The organism is Streptomyces sp. NPDC050548, from assembly GCF_044457385.1.
GTDB lineage: Bacteria > Actinomycetota > Actinomycetes > Streptomycetales > Streptomycetaceae > Streptomyces.
Window position 1 is genome coordinate 1,125,735 of the sequence record NZ_JBITGV010000001.1, and the last position, 18,903, is coordinate 1,144,637.

At 69.7% G+C, this 18,903-nt stretch carries 21 protein-coding genes and 1 pseudogene; 15 read left to right on the forward strand and 7 right to left on the reverse strand.

The window, feature by feature from the left end; translation table 11 throughout:
• Positions 1-54 precede the first annotated feature (54 nt).
• The 8 genes from ACIBJH_RS05270 to ACIBJH_RS05305 all read left to right on the forward strand — a co-directional run bounded on the left by ACIBJH_RS05270 (position 55) and on the right by ACIBJH_RS05305 (position 8,072).
• The gene (locus tag ACIBJH_RS05270) at positions 55-1,947 is read left to right on the forward strand and encodes an ATP-binding protein (protein WP_399115456.1); all 1,893 of its coding nucleotides are present in this window, start codon (positions 55-57) and stop codon (positions 1,945-1,947) included.
• Positions 1,944-2,348 (forward strand): roadblock/LC7 domain-containing protein, encoded by a 405-nt coding sequence (locus ACIBJH_RS05275; protein WP_019057294.1) that lies wholly within the window; start codon positions 1,944-1,946, stop codon positions 2,346-2,348. The genes ACIBJH_RS05270 and ACIBJH_RS05275 overlap by 4 nt, the downstream gene beginning before the upstream one ends.
• Positions 2,348-2,692, forward strand: a complete 345-nt coding sequence (locus tag ACIBJH_RS05280; protein ID WP_200714312.1) for a DUF742 domain-containing protein — start codon at positions 2,348-2,350, stop codon at positions 2,690-2,692. The genes ACIBJH_RS05275 and ACIBJH_RS05280 overlap by 1 nt, the downstream gene beginning before the upstream one ends.
• The gene (locus tag ACIBJH_RS05285) at positions 2,673-3,311 is read left to right on the forward strand and encodes a GTP-binding protein (protein ID WP_399115457.1); all 639 of its coding nucleotides are present in this window, start codon (positions 2,673-2,675) and stop codon (positions 3,309-3,311) included. The genes ACIBJH_RS05280 and ACIBJH_RS05285 overlap by 20 nt, the downstream gene beginning before the upstream one ends.
• The gene (locus ACIBJH_RS05290; protein WP_399115458.1) at positions 3,308-4,513 is read left to right on the forward strand and encodes a cytochrome P450; all 1,206 of its coding nucleotides are present in this window, start codon (positions 3,308-3,310) and stop codon (positions 4,511-4,513) included. Before ACIBJH_RS05285 ends, ACIBJH_RS05290 begins: the two co-directional genes overlap by 4 nt.
• Positions 4,514-4,580: 67 nt before the next feature.
• Positions 4,581-5,795, forward strand: a complete 1,215-nt coding sequence (locus ACIBJH_RS05295; RefSeq protein ID WP_399115459.1) for a cytochrome P450 — start codon at positions 4,581-4,583, stop codon at positions 5,793-5,795.
• An 87-nt stretch (positions 5,796-5,882) separates the two neighbouring features.
• On the forward strand, positions 5,883-7,001 hold the full coding sequence (gene serC / locus ACIBJH_RS05300; protein ID WP_399115460.1) for a phosphoserine transaminase: 1,119 nt from the start codon (positions 5,883-5,885) through the stop codon (positions 6,999-7,001).
• Positions 7,002-7,268: 267 nt separating this feature from the next.
• The gene (locus ACIBJH_RS05305; protein ID WP_399115461.1) at positions 7,269-8,072 is read left to right on the forward strand and encodes an acyl carrier protein; all 804 of its coding nucleotides are present in this window, start codon (positions 7,269-7,271) and stop codon (positions 8,070-8,072) included.
• Between the two features lies 1 nt (position 8,073).
• Here ACIBJH_RS05305 and ACIBJH_RS05310 read toward each other — a convergent pair whose 3' ends face one another.
• Entirely contained in the window at positions 8,074-8,256 is a 183-nt protein-coding gene (locus ACIBJH_RS05310; protein WP_399115462.1) for a DUF397 domain-containing protein, read from the reverse strand.
• Positions 8,257-8,258: 2 nt separating this feature from the next.
• Positions 8,259-9,122: a helix-turn-helix domain-containing protein gene (locus ACIBJH_RS05315; RefSeq protein WP_399115463.1), complete on the reverse strand. Its 864-nt coding sequence runs from the start codon at positions 9,120-9,122 to the stop codon at positions 8,259-8,261.
• Positions 9,123-9,308: 186 nt separating this feature from the next.
• Here ACIBJH_RS05315 and ACIBJH_RS05320 point away from each other — a divergent pair, with 186 nt between their 5' ends.
• Together ACIBJH_RS05320 and ACIBJH_RS05325 are read left to right on the forward strand one after the other, a co-directional pair.
• Entirely contained in the window at positions 9,309-9,728 is a 420-nt protein-coding gene (locus tag ACIBJH_RS05320) for an ATP-binding protein (protein WP_399115464.1), read from the forward strand.
• Between the two features lie 197 nt (positions 9,729-9,925).
• Positions 9,926-10,603, forward strand: coding sequence for a hypothetical protein (locus ACIBJH_RS05325; RefSeq protein WP_399115465.1), 678 nt, complete (start codon positions 9,926-9,928; stop codon positions 10,601-10,603).
• Positions 10,604-10,700: 97 nt separating this feature from the next.
• Here the strand turns inward: ACIBJH_RS05325 and tnpA are convergent, their stop codons facing one another.
• Positions 10,701-11,129 (reverse strand): IS200/IS605 family transposase, encoded by a 429-nt coding sequence (tnpA, locus tag ACIBJH_RS05330; RefSeq protein ID WP_399115466.1) that lies wholly within the window; start codon positions 11,127-11,129, stop codon positions 10,701-10,703.
• Between the two features lie 50 nt (positions 11,130-11,179).
• Between tnpA and ACIBJH_RS05335 the strand changes: the two genes are divergently transcribed.
• A complete protein-coding gene (locus tag ACIBJH_RS05335) occupies positions 11,180-12,394 on the forward strand; it encodes an RNA-guided endonuclease InsQ/TnpB family protein (RefSeq protein ID WP_399115467.1) in 1,215 nt (404 codons plus the stop codon).
• A 130-nt stretch (positions 12,395-12,524) separates the two neighbouring features.
• Here ACIBJH_RS05335 and ACIBJH_RS05340 read toward each other — a convergent pair whose 3' ends face one another.
• Positions 12,525-13,076, reverse strand: a complete 552-nt coding sequence (locus tag ACIBJH_RS05340) for a flavodoxin domain-containing protein (protein ID WP_399115468.1) — start codon at positions 13,074-13,076, stop codon at positions 12,525-12,527.
• A 199-nt stretch (positions 13,077-13,275) separates the two neighbouring features.
• Between ACIBJH_RS05340 and ACIBJH_RS05345 the strand changes: the two are divergent.
• Positions 13,276-13,725, forward strand: a pseudogene (locus ACIBJH_RS05345) (hypothetical protein).
• Between the two features lie 25 nt (positions 13,726-13,750).
• On the opposite strand, the gene ACIBJH_RS05350 reads toward ACIBJH_RS05345, so the two are convergent.
• Positions 13,751-14,650 (reverse strand): ABC transporter permease, encoded by a 900-nt coding sequence (locus tag ACIBJH_RS05350; protein WP_399115469.1) that lies wholly within the window; start codon positions 14,648-14,650, stop codon positions 13,751-13,753.
• Complete coding sequence (locus tag ACIBJH_RS05355; protein ID WP_399115470.1) at positions 14,647-15,648, reverse strand: ATP-binding cassette domain-containing protein; 1,002 nt, start codon at positions 15,646-15,648, stop codon at positions 14,647-14,649. Before ACIBJH_RS05355 ends, ACIBJH_RS05350 begins: the two co-directional genes overlap by 4 nt.
• A gap of 85 nt (positions 15,649-15,733) precedes the next feature.
• Between ACIBJH_RS05355 and ACIBJH_RS05360 the strand changes: the two genes are divergently transcribed.
• Entirely contained in the window at positions 15,734-16,507 is a 774-nt protein-coding gene (locus tag ACIBJH_RS05360; protein WP_399115471.1) for a TetR/AcrR family transcriptional regulator, read from the forward strand.
• 31 nt (positions 16,508-16,538) lie between these two features.
• On the forward strand, positions 16,539-16,967 hold the full coding sequence (locus ACIBJH_RS05365) for a PPOX class F420-dependent oxidoreductase (protein WP_399115472.1): 429 nt from the start codon (positions 16,539-16,541) through the stop codon (positions 16,965-16,967).
• A 10-nt stretch (positions 16,968-16,977) separates the two neighbouring features.
• Here ACIBJH_RS05365 and ACIBJH_RS05370 read toward each other — a convergent pair whose 3' ends face one another.
• Complete coding sequence (locus ACIBJH_RS05370) at positions 16,978-17,976, reverse strand: WD40 repeat domain-containing protein (RefSeq protein ID WP_399115473.1); 999 nt, start codon at positions 17,974-17,976, stop codon at positions 16,978-16,980.
• 78 nt (positions 17,977-18,054) lie between these two features.
• Between ACIBJH_RS05370 and ACIBJH_RS05375 the strand changes: the two genes are divergently transcribed.
• Positions 18,055-18,813: an SGNH/GDSL hydrolase family protein gene (locus tag ACIBJH_RS05375; protein ID WP_399115474.1), complete on the forward strand. Its 759-nt coding sequence runs from the start codon at positions 18,055-18,057 to the stop codon at positions 18,811-18,813.
• The last annotated feature ends 90 nt before the right edge of the window (positions 18,814-18,903 follow it).

Here is an 18,903-nt window from a genome sequence, read left to right on the forward strand (position 1 = left end):
GGACGACAGAGGACCCGACCAAAGACGCCCGAGGACCGACCGAGGACCCCCTTCATGACCGCCCCCATGCTTCCCGGCGAACGACCCACCTTCCGCACCCTCGCCCCCGCCCCGCTGCTCACCGCCGTCCTGGCCGGACTCGCGGTCGCCGGCGCGGTCTCCGTGGCACCCCGCTCGCAGCGCCTCGCGGTCGCCTGCGCGGCGGGCGCCGGCGCGCTGCTGCTGTGCGCGGCCGTCGCGGCGGCGGCGCACGCCTACCAGACCGCCCGTGTCACCCGCCGCCGGCTGGAGGCCGTCACCCTGGAAGCGGGCCGGCTGCTGCAGGAACGGGCGCGGCTGAGCACGGAGTTGGACCGCGAGCGCGTTCAGCTGACCGAGGAGCTGACCCACGAGCGGGCCCGGCTGACCGCCGAACTCACGCAGGAACGCGCCCGGTTGACCTCCGAGTTCTCCCAGGAGCGGATGCGGCTCACCACGTCCTTCGCGGAGGAGCGCAGCCGCCTCACGGAGGAATCCACCCTGGAGCGGGCCCGACTGACCGCCGAGAACAAGCAGTTGGCCGAGCGGGCCCGCCGGGACTCCCAGGAGCGGGCCGCCGCGCTGTCCGCGACCGCCAACGCGGCGGGCCGTATGCAGGCGCTGGCCACCGGCATGCTCGCCGACCTGCGCGCGATGGAGGAGCGGCACTCCGACGAGGACGTCCTCGCCGATCTGCTGCACCTGGACCACCGCACCGCGCAGGCGGGCCGTCTCGCCGACTCCGTCGCCGTCCTCACCGGGGCACGCTCCGGGCGGCGTTGGGCCCGTCCGATCGCCATGGAGTCGATCCTGCGCGGCGCGATGGGCCGGATCAGCGGCTACCAGCGGGTGCGGGTGCACTCCACGAGCGACGCCGCCGTCGCCGGGCACGCGGCCGAGGGCGTGATGCACGCGCTCGCCGAACTCCTCGACAACGCCGCGAACTTCTCGCCGCCGACCGCCGAGGTGCATGTGTACGTCGAGGAGGTGCCGGCCGGGGCCATCGTGTCCGTCGAGGACAGCGGTCTGGTCATGGGCGACATCCAACTCCGGCGCGCCGAACGGGCCGTGGGCGGTGACTCCGCCGAGCTGGGCGGTCTCACCGGCACCCGGCTGGGCCTCGCGGTCGTCGGGCGGCTGGCCCGCAAGTACGGCCTGAAGGTGTCGTACCGGCCCTCCGCGCGCGGCGGCACGGGCGTCCTGATGCTCGTACCGCAGGACATCCTGGTGCCGCAGGACGCCCCGGCGGCTCCGCAGGAGGTCCTCGCGCTCCCCGAGCCGTCGGCCGCACCGCTGAACAAGGACCCGGAGCCGGAGACCGCACCGGAACCGCTCGTCCCGGGACAGCTGCGGGTGTCGTACGCCTCCGCGCGCGCCGGCTCCGACCTGGACCCGGACCCGGTGCCCACGCACGAGTCCCCGGACCGCGACGAGCTGTCCGACGCCTTGTCGGAGGTTCTCGCCGAGTCGCGGCCGGACGCCGCCCCGGGCGACCTCCCCGAAGGCCTGCCCAAGCGGCGCCGGGGCCAGGCGCTGGCGGAGGCCGAGCGTTCACGCGCGCGGGCGGAGGCGGCGGCTCCCGTGCTGCCGCGTCCCGCGCCCACGGCCGACGACACCCTGGCCCGGGCGACTCGCTTCAACAGTTTCCGCCAGGCCGTACGGGGCGCGATGATCGAACAGCTCCCGCCCGTACCGGAGTTCGGCGCGACCGTCGAACAGGGCACGCCCGTACCGGAGTCCGGTGCGAACGCCGAACGGCCCGCGCCTGTAAGGGAGTTCGGCGCGACTACGGCCGAACGGCGCTCGTCCGTACCGGAGTTCGACACGATGACCGAACAGCCCGCGCCCGTACCGGAGTCGGAGCCGGAGCGCTCCGAACCGACCACGTCCCTCACCCGTCCGCACCCGGAAGGCAACCCCACCTCATGACCGGCACGACCACCGCCGACGAGAAGCTCACCTGGCTCATCGAGGGCCTCCTGGAGCGCACCCCGGGCGCGCGACACGCGCTGGTGCTGTCCCGGGACGGCCTGAAGCTGTGCCGGACGCCCGAACTCTCCGTCGACCAGGCCGACCAGCTCGCCGCGATCGCCGCCGGGATCCAGTCGCTGTCGCACGGCGCGTCGGTGGAGTTCGGGGACGGCAGCGGGGGTGTGCGCTCCGCGATGACGGAGTTCTACGGCGGGGTGCTGTTCATCGTCGAGGCGGGCGAGGGCGCGCATCTGGCGCTGGTCACCGCGGAGGACGCGGACGCGGGTCTGATCGGGCACAACATGAGCGAGCTGGTCGAACAGCTCGGCGAGCACCTGCGCGCGGAACCCCGTTCGTGATGAGCCGCCCCGGCAGGGACGACTCACCCGACCGCCTCTACACGCTCACCGGGGGCCGCGCCCGTTCCGCACCGGACAACCCGTTCGACCTGGTGACCCTCGTGGTCGCCGAGTGCGATCCGGTGACCGGCATGCAGTCGGAGCACGCGGCGATCCTGCGGCTCACCGAACACCCCACCGCGGTGGTGGAGTTGGCGGCCGAGCTGAGGCTCCCGGTGAGCATCACCAAGATCCTCCTCTCCGACCTTCTCGCGGCCGGCCGGGTCAGTGCCCGGCATCCGCGGAGGGCCGTGTCCGATCCCGACGTCCTGGAACAGGTGCTCGTTGGACTCCGCAACCTCTGACGCGCGCACCCCCTTGGGTGCCTCCGCCGACAACGGCATCAAGATCGTGGTCGTCGGCGGCTTCGGCGTCGGCAAGACCACCCTGGTCCGTTCGGTCAGCGAGATACGTCCCCTCAACACCGAGGAGACGATGACCAAGGCCGGCGAAGCCGTCGACGACATCAGCGAGGTGCGCGGCAAGTCCGCGACGACCGTCGCCTTCGACTTCGGCCGCATCACGCTCGACGCCCGCAATGTGCTCTACCTGTTCGGCGCCCCCGGCCAGGAACGGTTCTGGTTCCTCTGGGACCGGCTGTTCTCCGGGACGCTCGGCGCGGTCGTCCTCGTCGACACCCGCCGCATCGGCGACTCCTGGTACGCCATCGACCGCCTCGAACACCACGGCACCCCCTTCATCGTGGCCTGCAACGACTTCGGCGGCCCCGCCTACACCCCGCGGCAGATCCGCGAGGCCCTCGACCTCGACCCGCACGTCCCCCTCCTGGACTGCGACGCCCGCTCCCGCGCGTCCGCGAAGCAGGTCCTGATCACCCTGGTCGAACACGTCAAGAGTTCCTACGGCACCCAGGGCCCCGCCCGTCTGCAAGTCCCCGTCCCCCACCAGGAGTTGGCTCTGTGACCGCGCCCGTACCGCTGAGTGGACCCAGGTTCCAGACCGAACCGGCGCAGCTGTACCGGGAGATGCGGCGCGAGCACGGCTCCGTGACGCCCGTGGTGCTGGACGGCGACATCCCGGCCTGGCTGGTGCTCGGCTACCGCGAACTGCACCAAGTCACCGGCGATCCCGTGCTGTTCAGCCGTGACTCGGACCTGTGGAGCCAGTGGGACCACATCCCCGACGACTGGCCGCTGCTGCCGATGATCGGCCGCAAGCAGCCGTCGATCCTCTACACGGTCGGCGAACGGCACCGCGAGCGTGTCGGCATGATCAGCGACGCGCTGGAGGCCGTGGATCCGTCCGAACTGCGGTCGTACACCGAGAAGTTCGCGGACGAGCTGATCGACGGGATCTGCGCCAAGGGCGAGACGGACATCGTCGGCGACTACGCGATGCTGCTGCCGGTGCGGGTCCTGGCCCGGCTCTACGGCTTCCGGGACGAGCAGGGCCCGGGACTGGTCACCGCGCTCAACGACATGATCGACGGCCGGGATCGCGCGATCGCCGGGCAGACCCATCTCGCCACGTCCATGGGGCGGTTGCTGGCCGACCGGAAGGACGAGCCGGCCGACGACGTCGTGTCGCGGATGCTGGCGCACGAGTCCGGCTTCGACGACGTGGAGATCGCCCAGGACCTGATGGTGATGATGGCGGCCGGCCACCAGCCGACCGCCGACTGGATCGGCAACTCGCTGCGGCTGATGCTGACGGACGACCGTTTCGCGGCCTCCCTCTTCGGTGGCCGCAACAGTGTCGCCGAGGCGATGAACGAGGTCCTGTGGGAGGACACCCCGACCCAGAACGTGGCCGGGCGCTGGGCCTCCCGCGACACCCAGCTCGGCGGCCGCCGCATCCGCACCGGCGACCTGCTCCTCCTCGGCCTCCAGGGCGCCAACTCCGACCCCCAGGTCCGCACCGACGGCTCCGCGCTCACCGGCGGCAACAACGCGCACTTCTCCTTCGGGCACGGGGAGCACCGGTGTCCGTTCCCCGCGCAGGAGGTCGCCGAGGTCATCGCGCGGACGGGCATCGAGGTCGTACTGGACCGGCTGCCGGACATCGACCTGGCGGTACCGGCCGACTCCCTGACGCGGCGCCCCTCGCCGTGGCTGCGGGGACTGACCGCGCTGCCGGTGCGGTTCACGCCCGTACCCGCGCTCTGAGTTCCGAGTCCCGACTTCCGACTTCCGAGTTCCGATCGTTGAGTCCTGCCCTGGGAGGCACGCCCGTATGAGCACGCGCATCGTTCTCGACCCCTTCGTCGGCGACCTGGACGGCGAGAGCGCCAGGCTTCGGGCGGCCGGTCCGCTGGCCGCCGTAGAACTCCCCGGTGGGGTGCCCGTATGGGCCGTGACCCATCACGCCGAGGCGAAACAGCTGCTCACGGATCCGCGGCTGGTGAAGGACATCAACGTGTGGGGGGCCTGGCAGCGCGGGGAGATACCCCCGGACTGGCCGCTGATCGGGCTGGCGAACCCGGGCCGTTCCATGCTGACCGTGGACGGCGCCGACCACCGCAGGATGCGGACGCTGGTCGCGCAGGCGCTCACCCCGCGCCGGGTGGAGCAGATGCGGGAGCGGATCGCGAAACTGACGGAGGGGCTGCTCGACGGAGTTGAGGCCGCCGAGGGTGAAGTCGTCGACCTGAAGGCGGAGTTCGCGTACCCGCTGCCCATGTACGTCATCGCCGACCTCATGGGCATCGCGGAGTCCCAACTCCCGCGCCTGAAGGAGCTGTTCGAGAAGTTCTTCTCGACGCAGACCCCGCCGGCCGAGGTGATAGCCACCCTCACGGAACTCGCGGGCATCATGGCGGCGACGGTCGCGGCCAAGCGCGCGGAGCCCGGCGACGACCTGACGTCGGCCCTGATCGCGGCCTCCGAGGACGGCGACCACCTCACCGACGAGGAGATCGTCTCCACACTCCAGCTGATGGTCGCGGCGGGCCACGAGACGACGATCTCGCTGATCGTCAACGCGGTCGTCAACCTGTCGACACACCCCGTCCAGCGCGCCCTGGTGCTGGCCGGCGAGGCCGACTGGTCCTCGGTGGTCGAGGAGACCCTGCGCCACTCCACGCCCACCTCGCACGTCCTGATCCGCTTCGCCACGGAGGACGTCCAGGTCGGCGACAAGGTCCTCCCCGCCGGGGACGCGCTGATCGTGTCGTACGCCGCGATCGGCCGCGACGAGCAGGCGCACGGCCCGACGGCCGGCGAGTTCGACATCACCCGCACCAGCGAGAACCGGCACATCTCCTTCGGCCACGGCCCGCACGTCTGCCCCGGCGCGGCCCTGTCGCGCCTGGAGGCGGACGTGGCGCTCCCCGCCCTCTACGAGCGCTTCCCGCACCTGGACCTGGCGGTCCCGGCGAGCGAGCTGCGCAACAAGCCGGTGGTGACGCAGAACGACATCTTCGAGCTGCCGGTGCGGCTGACGCCGTAGCTCACCGTCTGTCCAGCGGCCGGAGCGGTCGTCTCATCGAACGGACGCGTTTCCGTCCGGTTTCACCGAGGGGATACGCTCCGGCTCGTGGCTGATATCGAGATTCCCGCTGACATCAAGCCCGCCGACGGACGGTTCGGCGCTGGCCCCTCCAAGGTGCGGACGGAGGCGCTGGACGCGCTGGCCGCCACCGGTACGTCTCTGCTGGGCACCTCCCACCGCCAGGCCCCGGTGAAGAACCTGGTCGGCAAGGTGCGCGAGGGCGTCTCCGCGCTGTTCTCCCTCCCCGAGGGCTACGAGGTCGTCCTCGGCAACGGCGGCTCGACGGCCTTCTGGGACGTCGCGACCCACGGCCTCATCGAGAACAAGTCGCAGCACCTGAACTTCGGGGAGTTCAGCTCCAAGTTCGCCAAGGCGGCCAAGCTGGCCCCGTGGCTGGCCGAGCCGACCGTCATCGCGTCCGACCCCGGCACGCACCCGGACCCGGCCGCCGAGGCGGGCGTGGACGTGTACGCGTTCACGCACAACGAGACGTCGACGGGTGTGGCCGCGCCCATCAAGCGCGTCGCGGGCGCCGACGACGGCGCGCTGGTCCTGGTCGACGCCACCTCGGGCGCGGGCGGCCTCCCGGTCGACATCACCGAGACGGACGTCTACTACTTCGCCCCGCAGAAGTCCTTCGCCTCCGACGGCGGCCTGTGGATCGGCGTCTTCTCCCCGGCCGCGATCGAGCGCGCGGAGCGCATCCACGCGTCCGGCCGCCACGTCCCGGAGTTCTTCTCGCTCCCGACGGCGATCGACAACTCCCGCAAGAACCAGACGTACAACACCCCGGCCCTCGCCACCCTGTTCCTCCTCAACGAGCAGCTGGAGTGGATCAACGGCCAGGGCGGCCTGGCCTGGTCGACGGCCCGCACGAAGGACTCGTCGAACCGCCTCTACAGCTGGGCGGAGGAGTCGAAGCACGCGACCCCCTTCGTGTCCGACCCCACCAAGCGGTCGCAGGTCATCGGCACGATCGACTTCGCCGACGAGATCGACGCGGCGGCGATCGCCAAGGTCCTGCGCGCCAACGGCATCGTCGACACCGAGCCCTACCGCAAGCTCGGCCGCAACCAGCTCCGCGTGGCGATGTTCCCGGCGATCGACCCGGCGGACGTCGAGGCCCTGACGAAGTGCATCGACTATGTGATCGAGAAGCTCTGACCTTTCGGCTACGGCCTTCTCGGCCACGACACGAAGGGCGCCCCGCGGAGTTGGTTGCGGGGCGCCCTTCGGCGTCGTAGAAGACGGCGGGCGGCCTGCGCCCGACATCGAGGTGAACCCGTAACCGGGACAAACCCACCCCCCGCCACAGCCACGTAACAGCGACAGCACAGGGAACAACTCCCACCCCACTCCACCGGTCGAACCCGTTGCGTCGCACCTCCGCGGCGCAACTCCTGAACTCCCGACCGAAGTTGGAGTTGCCCCATGCCCAGAAAATCCCTGCCGACGCGGCTCGCCGCCACCGCCGCGCTACTGCTCGCCGTCGGCACCCTGTCCGCGCCCACCGCCTCCGCAGCCCCCTCCCCCGGCGACGCCTACGTCCTGAAGGTGACCACCGACCCGGCCGCCACCACCTCCGCCGACCGCCGCGTCGACGTCACCGGCACGGTCACCAAGGCCGACGGCACGCCCGCGCCGAACATCCCCGTCACCGTGCAGGAAGTCGTCAGGTTCACCACCTGGAACCCGTGGGGCGACCCGATCGACCCCACCTACTACGAGCCCCGCGACCTGGGCACGCCGGTCACCGACGCGAACGGGAAGTTCACCATCCCTGACGTGGCCATCGACCACACGACCGGCAGCAGCCTGCTCAACGTCCAGCAGGGGGTGGAGATCACGGCCCTCTACGACGTGGACGGCGACCTCGACACCCCGCAGGACGGCTACTACGCGGACACCACCGTGACCGCCAACGCCCAGTCCAGCTCGGTCAGTTACCGGGTCAGCAAGAAGAAGGTGAAGTCCGGCGACGTCCTCGTCGTCACGGGCAAGGTCACCCTCCCCAAGGGGGTCCAGCCCGCGGGCACCGAGGTCTTCCTGCAGACCTATTGGGAGCAGGAGTACGACGTGAAGACGGTCGCCACGTACGGCGGCTCCTTCGTCCTGTCGGTCCGCGTCACGGGCTACGACGACACGTTTGTGCTGCGCACGGCGCCGCGGGATTTGTACGTGGCGGGGGCGGAGCGGCAACTCCCGGTCACGAACACGTCGTTGCCTCGCGGGTAGTTCAGAGGTACTGGACGAAGCTGCGCCAGGCTTCCCGGGAGACGGTGAGGAGGGGGGCGTCGTCTTCCGGGTGCTTGCTGTCACGGACAGCGCGGCAGTGGGATGCGGTGTCGGCGACCTCGACGCAGTCGCCCTGCTGCGCGGAGTACGACGACTTTCGAAATGCGCCCACAACCTCGGTCACGATCATTCTTCCTTCATGCTCCGCAGTACGTCCCGGATGAGCCGCGCGCTCGCCTCCGGTGCCAGTGCCGCCGATCGTAGTAGGTCGAACGCGTTGCCGTAAGCCGCGAGATCATCTGGCGCTTCGAGGACCGACGTACCACGCAGGTTCTCCATGGCCACAGCTTCGACAGCGGGCTCCGAGTCGAAGCTGAACGATGAAAACGCCGGGATCGAGCCCACGAGCACTCCCGCGCTGAGCGGCAGAACCTGCACAGTGACGTTCTGCCTCTTCATGGCCGCGAGGATTTTGGACAGTTGCTCCCGGTGGATGTCGACGTTCACCAATGGGTGCACGACGGCGGCTTCCCAGAAGATGGCCGTGTACGACGCCCCGCCCTCCCCGATCTTCGCCTGGCGCCCTTCCCTGACCTTCACCAACTGCTCAAGATTTTCCGGAGCGATGTAGTCGGGCCCTGCCGCGATGATCGCCTCAGCGTAGGCCGGAGTCTGCAACAACCCAGGCACCAGCGCCGGTTGCCACTGTCGGATATAGGTCGCGTCGTCCTCCAACGCGATGTGGTCCAAGTAGTCCGGCTGCAGATGTTGCGCATGCTCCAGCCACCAACCCCGATTCTTCGAGCGCTTGGCCAACTCCTCCAGCTTGGCCCGCACTTCAGGGTCGGTGACGCCGTACGCATCCAGCAGCAGCCGCACTTCAATCACGCGCGCCGTGACATGACCACTCTCAAGACGGCTGATCCTGGCCTGACTTGCCGCGATGACCTCGGCGGCCTGCGGCTGATCGAGCTTGGCCGCGTGCCGGTACTGCCTGAGCGCCGTACCCAAACGCCTGCTGCGCACCGTCGGTCGTCCACCTGCGGGCATGGGCCCTCCCCTCTTCTGCCGCAACGATGCCACACGGGTCGCCACCTTCGAGAACGGTTCACTCGATCAAGTGGACGGGTGAATGCATTCACTCGAACCTGTTGCGCAGGCGCCGAATCCGACCGTAGCTTCATGAAGGCGCCGCAGCGCAGCCCAACTTGACGCCACGTCAGGACGGAGTTCCCCATGCCCGCGTCCGAAAGCTTCCGCATCCCCAAACACCGAAGCCACGTCCCCACCGCCCGCCAACGCGTCCGCAAGGCCCTCGCCGACTGGGGCATCACCGACGAACTCGCCGACGCCGTAACCCTGTTGGCCAACGAACTCGTCACCAACGCCGTGACCCATTGCAAGGTCTCCCACTCCCAGATCAAGGTCGAACTCACCGTCGACGACACGGAGTTGATCCTTGAGGTCTCGGACCCGGACCGGGACAGACTCCCCCGACCCTACGACTCGACCCCGGAGGAAGAGGGCGGACGCGGCCTCGCGCTCGTCGCGGCGCTGGCCGACCAGTGGGGGTGCCGACAGGAGCCGTACGCGAAGTGCGTGTGGGCGAGGTTCGACCTGGAGGGAGTTCAGGCTCATGTTCCGGCGACTTTATGAGGCGACGGCGCGCCTGCTCACCCGCCCAACTCCCCTGAGCGACACGGAGCTTGCACAAGAAGTCCGGACGCCCGACCCCTACGTATGGCGACTCCCGCCCGTCACACTTCGGTAGAACGGTCATCGCTCACATACATCCCTGGACGTGTCTGTTAGCGTCCGCGCGACCCCTCGAAGATCCGCAATAGGAGACGCAGATGCACATCACCCTCATCCTCGCGAGCGGCATCGCCTGGACGATCGTGTACATCGAAGCGATCCGGGTCGGGGTGCGCGAGCACACCTACGCCATGCCCGCCGTAGCGCTGGGTCTGAACTTCGCGTGGGAGTGGACGTACGCGGTGCACAACCTGGCCTTCGACCCGTCGGTGCAGGGCGGCATCAACCTGGTGTGGGGCATCGCCGACGCGGTCATCGTGTACACGTTCTTCCGGTACGGCCGCGCCGAGTTCCCGTCGTTCGTCACGCCGCGGATGTTCGCAGGGCTGAGCGTGCTGCTGTTCGGGATGTCGTTCGCGGTGCAGTGGCTGTTTCTGGCGAAGTTCGGTTCGGAGGACGCGGCCGGCTACTCGGCGTTTCTCCAGAACCTGCTGATGTCCGCGCTGTTCATCGCGATGTTCGTCGCGCGACGCGGGCTGCGGGGGCAGTCGGTGACGATCGCGGTGGCCAAGTGGCTCGGCACGCTCGCGCCCACGATCCTTTTTGGCACTCTTGAGGATGACGGCGGGTTCCTGCTCGGGCTCGGCATCATGTGCAGCGTGCTCGACCTGGTCTACGTCGGGCTGTGCGTCCGGGCGAAGCAAAACGGCGGCGTGGGTGACGTCCCCGAGCCCCGCACCGTGACAAATCCGGCCGACAGTGCCTCCATCCTTTGATCTTCGCAGGGAATCCCGGCCTTCAGGCCGGGCGGGAATGTGATCCTCGGTCCGGAGTCGCGGAGCGCCGGAGATCACTGCGTCCGCGTGGTGACGGTCAGGCGGGGCGTTTCTGGTTGTCGATGTAGTCCTTGACGATGCTCAGCGGTGCGCCGCCGCAGGACCCCGCGAAGTAGGACGGGGACCAGAACACCGAGCCCATCCCGATCCGGTTGATCCGGCCGGTGTATTCCGCCCGCAGGTAGCGGGAGCTGACGCCCTTGAGGGAGTTGACGAGCTTGGACAGGGCGATCTTCGGCGGGTAGTGCACGAGCAGGTGGACGTGATCGCCTTCGCCGTTGAACTCGCGCAGTTCCGCGCCGAAGCTCTCGCACACGTCCCGCATGATCGTCTCGCAGCGCGTCAGCATCTCGTCGTTGAAGATCTCACGCCGGTACCTGGTGACAAACACCAAGTGGGCATGGAGGTTGGAAACGACATGATTTCCCCGTCGGATATCGGGATTTGGTGCCCAGCGTGGTGACATATGCCAAGTGTATTAGGATCAAGTGAACTCGACCGGAGGGGGTGGGCTGGATGATCCGTGCGTACAAGTTCCTTCTGCGGCCCACCGTGCGCCAGGCCCAGGCGCTCGCCGAGATGCTGCGCGACCACTGCTCCCTCTACCACGCGGCGTTGCACGAACGCCGCGACGCCTACCGGCACCCGTCGAAGACCACCGTCAAGTACGGGATGCAGTCGGCGCAGCTCAAGGAGATCCGGGCGTTCGACCCGGAGCGTCAGGGCCGCTGGTCGTTCAGTTCGCAGCAGGCCACCCTGCGCCGTCTGGACAAGGCGTTCGCCGCGTTCTTCCGCCGGGTCAAGTCCGGTGAGGCACCCGGCTACCCGCGCTTTCGCGGGGTGAACCGGTTCGACACGGTGGACTCCCCCAAGGACGGCGACGGCTGCCGGTGGAACTCCGCCCCGTACGACCCCCTCACCCGTGTCCGCCTCCAGGGAGTCGGGCATGTGAAAGTCAACCAGCACCGCCCGGTGGCCGGCCGGGTCAAGACCGTTTCCGTCAAGCGCGAGGGCTGCAAGTGGTTCGTCGTGCTCACCGCCGAACAGGACCAGCCAAAACCGCTGCCCGCGACCGGCAGCGTGGTCGGCATCGACCTGGGCATCGCGAACTTCCTCGCCGACTCCAACGGCGAGTTCGTACCCAACCCGCGCCACGGCCGCCGCGCGGCCGCCAAGCTCGAAGCCGCGCAGCAGGCCCTGTCCCGGTTCCCGCGCCGCACGGCCAAGGACCGCACCGCCAACCACCAGCGCGCGGTGGACAAGGTCACCCAGCTCCACGGCAAGGTACGGCGTCAGCGGCTAGACCACGCACACAAGACCGCCCTCGGACTGGTCCGCGCACACGACGTCATCGCGCACGAAGACCTCAAGATCCGCAACATGATCAAGGCCCCCGCACCGAAGCCCGACCCCGACCGGCCGGGCACCTTCCTGCCCAACGGGGCCGCCGCCAAGGCCGGGCTCAACAAGTCGATCGCCGACGCCGGTTGGGGGGTGTTCCTGACGATCCTCCACGCCAAGGCTGAAAGCGCCGGACGGGAAGTGATCGCCGTGGACCCCCGCAACACCTCCCGCACCTGCCCCGAATGCGGGCACACCGCCAGGGAGAACCGGCTCACACAGGAGAAGTTCCACTGCGTCGCCTGCGGCCACACCGCACACGCCGACACAGTCGGAGCCACCAACGTTCTACGGGCCGGGCTGGTCCGTCGCAACGCCAACCCGGCATAGCGAAAAGCCCCCGGCTTCAGCCGGGGGAGGAGTCACAGAGGACTTACCGGACTCTCCGAAGACGAAATCCCACGTCACCCGACCCCTCAAAACGAACTACACCCGGCGGAGAAGGCGTTCCCGAAAGCCGTCAGATCGCTGTCCGCGGCTGACCGGTCTCCAGCTCAGCGGCGATCTGTGCTGCCCAGGCCTCGATGGCCGGCCAGTCACGGAAGTCGCCGGCCTGCAAAGCCTCCCGTGCGGCCGGCAGGTGATGTACAAGTCGCTCGCCCAGACCGATCGGCGGTGCGTCCGGGTTGTAGGCGCCGTGGAAGACCTGCTCACCCCGAGGGTGCAACAGCTTCGTGAGCTCGTCGAACTCCTTCGGCCGACAGGTTTCAAGGACGTTGTTTCCGTCCTTGTCCACCGGGTCGGTGCCGAGCGGGCCGCTGCTGAACAGCCACACCGGCCGCGCCGCGAGCTGCGTGCCATGCCGCCGGCAGAACGTCACAGCCGGCTTGAGCCAGTGGAACATGTATGCCGCGCCGCCAAGGACGACCGCGTCGTAGGGTTCGATGTCCCTGACGTCCTCGACTGGTCGGGCCTCGGCGGACAGGCCCGCCCGTGTGAGGGCAGCCGCGATCCGTTCGGCGATCCCGGCGGTGGCACCGTGGCGGGTGGCGTAGGCGACGAGAACTCTCATGGCATCTCCTCAGGCATGAGGGGCGTACTTCCGGTTCCCTGACGCGGCGAAAAAGGACACCCACGACCTCCGCGCAGTCCCGCGCCCACCCCTCCAAACAGCGTAGGGGCCAAGCCCGTGACCGGACAGGGCCGAACGTCACGGATCCAGCGGTCCTCAAGCTGCGGGCGGCCGTCAGCAACGGCGACTTCCCGGCCTACTGGGCCTATCACCAGCAGCGCGAGCACCTGCGGGTCCACGCCGCCCGCCCCACCCCGAGCCACCCCCATCCGGCAGCCGCCCTGAGTTGATCCAGCGCTACCGCGAAGTGGCCGCAGAGTTCCCCACCATCGATCTGCCCCCGCTGGAAACCTCGTACTGACTGATCGAACCGCCCTCGCTGGTACGCGGAACATGGGCGGCCCCGGCCGACGCGGCAGCCTGGCTCGGTGATCAACTCGTCGTGTATCAGCCCCGGTTCGCGAACGACGCGCATCGCGACGCCACCCACCTCGCCACCCTCGTCGCCTCCGCCACCGCACGGCTGGGCTCAGGTGACGATTCGCCGTACGGCTTCTATCTCGAACGGCCGACCTACCTGTCCCTCGCCCTCGTCACCTGCACACCGAACCGCGCCAGGCCCAACCTGCCGTGCCCCTTGGCCGGTTGAGCCGACCGTCCTCCCTGGCGAACAGCTACCGGCTCAGCCTGCGGAACCTCCGCACCGCCAGCGGCAGGAAGAGCAGCGTCAGCGCCGCCGGCCACGCCCCCGCCAGCAGCAGCGCGTGCTGCTCCGGCCAGGACGTGCCCTGCCCCGTCGGGGCGCCGAACAGCGCTCGCGCGGCGCCCGCCGTGGACGAGAGGGGGTTCCAGAGCGCGGCCTGGCCGAGCCAGTGGGGCATCTGGGTCGGGGAGACGTAGATGCTGGAGATCATCGTCAGGGGGAAGACGATCGCGAACAGGCCGCCCACCTGTTCCGGGCCCGGGAGCAGCAACCCCAGCCACACACCCACCCAAATCAGCGCGAAGCGGAGCGCCAGGAGCAGGGCCACCGCCTTCACGAAGTCCAGGCCGAGGCCGATGTCGATGCCGAGGCCGGTGCCCAGGTGGGGCCCCGTGCCGAACTCCGGGCGCCAGCCCATGCCGTACGCCGTGGCCATCATGATGCCCAACTCGGCGCAGGAGACGATGAGATCGGTCGCGCCCCGGCCCGCGACCACCGCGGACGGCGCCATCGGCATGGAGCGGAACCGGTCGATGACGCCCTTCTTGGAGTCGTTGACGAAGATCGTCGCCGTGGAGACGAAGCCCATGGCGACGGTCATCACGAACATCCCCGGCATCAGGAACGCCTTGTAGTCGCCGCCGCCCGGCACCTGGATGGCCTTGCCGAAGACGTACCCGTACAGCAGCACGGACAGGATCGGGAAGCCCAACTGCCAGAGGATGCTGACCGGTTGGCGCCGGTAGTGGGTCAGTCCGCGCCGCACCACGTTCCAGCAGTCGGCGACCGTCCAGAAGAGGCGGCCGTGCTGGGGGCGTCTGCGGTACGTCCGTCCGGTGCCGTCGGACGCCGTCGACACACCGCTGCTCATACCGCCGCCCCCTCGGTCTCAGGTTCCGGTTCCGGCGCGGGTTCTTCTTCGGTACGGCGGCCCGTCAGCCGGAGGAACACGTCGTCCAGGCTGGGGCGGCGCAGGCCGATGTCCTCGACCGGGATGCCGTAGTGCTGGAGGAACCGGGCCACTTCGGTGAGGGAGCCCACCCGGTCGGCGACGGGCGCGTGGACGCGCAACTCCGCGATGTCCGCCTCCGGTTCGCCGCCGTGGGCGACCCGGGCGACGGCCTGCAACGCGTAGGGGATGTGGGCGGGTTCGCGGACCACGACCTCGACGCGGTCACCGCCGACGCGGTTCTTGAGGCCGTCGAGGGTGTCGTCGGCGATGGCCCGGCCCTGGTCGATGACGGTGATGCGGGAGGCGAGCCGGTCGGCCTCCTCCAGGTACTGGGTGGTGAGGAGGACCGTGGTGCCGTCCGCCACCAACTCCCGCACCGCTTCCCAGACTTCGCCCCGGCTGCGTGGGTCGAGGCCGGTGGTCGGTTCGTCGAGGAAGAGGACGGCCGGGGCCAGGATCATCGATGCCGCCAGGTCCAGGCGGCGGCGCATGCCACCGCTGTAGCCGCCCGCGCCCTTGTCGGCGGCGGCCTCCAGGTCGAACTGGCGCAGGAGTTGGGTCGCCCTCAACTTGGCGCGTCTGCGCCCGAGATGGAAGAGGCGGCCGAACATCTCCAGGTTCTGCCGGCCGGTGAGGATCTCGTCGATCGCCGCGTACTGGCCGGTGAGTCCGATGCGCGAACGCACCTGGCGCGGCTCCCGGGCCACGTCGAGTCCGGCGACGGTCGCCTTGCCGCCGTCGAGCCGGACGAGCGTGGAGAGGATGCGTACGGCGGTGGTCTTGCCGGCGCCGTTCGGGCCGAGCAGGCCGTGCACGGTGCCCTCGCGGACGGCGAGGTCGAAGCCATCGAGGGCGCGCTTGTCGCCGTAGCGCTTCTCCAGCGCCTCGGCCTCCACGACGTATCCGTGGCTGCTCATGGTTCCCTCCCTCCCGAACTGAGTGCACCGTATCCGATTACGCGTACGGTGTACTCGGTTTTGGTCCCGGACCTAGACTCCCCCCATGACGAGCAGGCCCGCGAGCGGCGGTCAGGAATCCAGCGGCAGCGGTGACATCGGCCGCACCCTCGAACTGCTGTGGGACACCGGCCCCCGCCCCAGCCGCGGCCCGAAGCCGGGCCTGAGCGTCGACCGGATCGTGGACGCGGCCATCCGCATCGCGGACGGGGAGGGGCTCGACGCGGTCTCCATGCGGCGGGTGGCCACCGAACTGGGCACGGGCGCCATGTCGTTGTACCGGTACGTCCCGGGGAAGGCCGAACTCCTCGACCTGATGCTGGACCGGGTCCGCTTCCCGGACCGCCCCAACACCCGAGCCGGCGACGCCGGTTGGCGGGCGGCCCTGGAAGGCGCGGCCCGCGACGCACTCGCCGTGCACCGCCGCCACCCATGGCTGCTGCGCGTCAACCAGTCCCGCCCGCTGCTCGGCCCGCGCGCCCTCGCCACCCTGGAGCACCTGCTCGGCCGCATCCGCCCGATGGGCCTGACCGACCCGGAACTCGTCTCGACGGTCGTCATGATCGACGGCTATGTCGTCGGCGCCGCCCGCACCCAGGTCCACCAGGAGGAGGCGGCCCGCTCCACCGGCCTGACCGACGCGGAGTTCTACGGCGCCCAGGTCCCGGCCCTGGAGAAGGCCATGGCGACCGGCGCCTACCCGACCCTCGCGTCCCTCTCCCCCGACACCTTCACCGCCGGCTTCGACCACTTCGAGTTCGGGCTCGGCCGCATCCTGGACGGTCTTGAGGTCCTCGTCGAGCTGCGTCGCGGGACGTGACAAGCGGGGCGGCCGGTGGCTCCATGGAGGTATGGCCAATCCGACTTCGCAACCGGAATTCGTCCCCTTCGTCAAGCAGTACGCGGTCCTCCTCACGACACACAGGAAGGACGGCACGGGCGTCGGCACCCCGGTGAGCATCGCCGTCGAGGGCGACCACGCGTACTTCCGCACACCGGGCACGGCCTGGAAGGTGAAACGGCTCCGCAACCGCCCGGAGGTGGAGCTGGCCCCCGCCACCGTCCGCGGCAGGCCCACCGGCCCGGAGATCCACGCGCGCACCCGTCTGCTGGACCACGGCAGCCCGGAGGAGAAGCACGCGGCACGGCTGCTGCGGCGCAAGTACCCCGTCCTGCAGGGCCTGCTCGTACCGCTCACCCACCGGCTCATGCGGACGCGGACGATGCACTACGAGGTGCGGCCGGTGGAGGCGGCGCCCGGCGAGCGGGCGGCGGAGTAGCGTCGCGGCCTCAGGTGCGGCGGGTCAGCCGTCGTAGCCCGATCACGGCTCCGAAGACGATCAGGACGGCGACGGCGCCCACCTTCAGGTTCTTCCCCGAGCCGCTGCCGCTGTCGTCGCCGCTCGCCGAACTCCCGCCCTCCGAGGGTGACTTGGAGGCGGACGTGGCACCGTCCGGCGCGTCCTCCGCCTGCACCGGGCTGTCGGTGCCCTCGCTGCCGTACATCAGCTTGGTGCCGTCGGCGGAGTAGCTGACGGACTCGCCCTGCCCCTGCAAGGGCACGTCGAGGCGACCCTTGCGCTTGATCTTGCCGCCGTTCCAGTCGTAGTAGATACCGCCGAAGTAGCCGCGTACGGCGAGCTGTCGGCCGTTGGGCGAGAAGGCGGCGTCGGTGGCCCAGAGGTCGACGGAGGCGATCGGCTTGAAGTAGTTGGTGCCGGAGGAGGAGAGCTTGGCCGGGCCCTCGAAGAGATGCCCGCCGTCCTCCTTCTTGTCGATGATGTAGACGCGCCCGGTCTTGGGGTGCACGACCAGCGACTCGGCGTTGCGGGCCCCGTCCGAGTACTTCACGACGTACTGCGTGGCCTTGATCGTCTGGTCCTTGAGGACCTTCGGCTCGGGCAGCTTGTAGATCCAGACGTAGGGCCAGGTCCCGTCGAGGTTGTCGCCGATGTCGCCGACGTAGATCTGGTTGTCCGGTCCGATGGAGATCGCCTCGACGTCACGCGGCTTGCCGACACCGCTGAAGGTGACGGTCGCGACCGTCTTGCCGGTGCTGCTGTCGACGGCGTAGATGTACGGGCCGTCATTGCTGTCGTTGTGCGTCCAGTAGATGCCGGGGTGGAGGTGCGAGGCGGCGAGGCCGCTGGACTCGGTGATGCGGGAGTCGGTGATCGTGAACCCCTTGTCGCCCTTGCCGTCACCGTCGTCGGAGGGTGCTGCGGCTGCGGGCAGGGCGAGCGCGCCGACGAGGAAGCCGGCGCCGAGGAACGCGAGGAAGCGACGCATGCCCCAAGCCTGCCATCGTGGCAGGCCTCACACCCCACCGGCTCCGGCGATCGGCCACTGATCGTCCATCATGAGCGGATGCTCAGGTTCATGCCCGTAGGCGACTCCATGACGATCGGGAGCGCGGGCGAACACACATGGCGCTACCGGATCTGGCAGCACCTGCGCGCGACCTACGGCGGCCCGTTCGCCATGGTCGGCCCGCGCGAGACGCTGTACGACAAGGCGACGGACACGCCGACCTCGTACGAGTACGCCGACCCGGACTTCCCGCACTTCCACCTCGCCGGGTGGGGCGAGGGCTGGCTGCACATGGCCCCGCTCATCGGCGAGGCGGTCCGCGCGCACCGGGCGGACGTGCTGCTGGTCTCCCTCGGCCTGATCGACCTGGGCTTCTACACGAACGCGACCCAGACGGCCGACAACCTACGGTCCTTCGTGGCGGAGGCCCGCGCCGCGAAGCCCTCCGTCCGCATGGTCTTCCTCCCGGTCATCCCGAACGTCCGCGCCCGGACGGACGCCCCCTTCGCCGCCGAGGTCGCCCTCTTCAACGAACTCCAGGCGAAGGCGGTCGCCGACCTGGACGACCCACGTTCCCCGATCCTCCTGGCCTCCCTCCCGGAGTCGTACGACGTCGACCACGACACCTACGACGGCACCCACCCGAACGCGTCCGGCGAGCACCGGATCGCGGGGGCGTTCGCGGGGGCGATGCACCAGGCGTGGGGGGTGGGCGGGGAGTACGAGGAGTACGGGGAGTACGGCGGGTCGGAACCGGTGGCCGACGCGGGGCCCTTCCACCGGTCCTCGCATCGGTCCTCCCGCAGGCGCAGGTAGGCCGACCGACAACCGGCGGTCATCGGCGTGATCACTACGCATCCCGGTCACCGTACGTATCGTTGTACAGCGCGGCCGCACTCGTGCGGA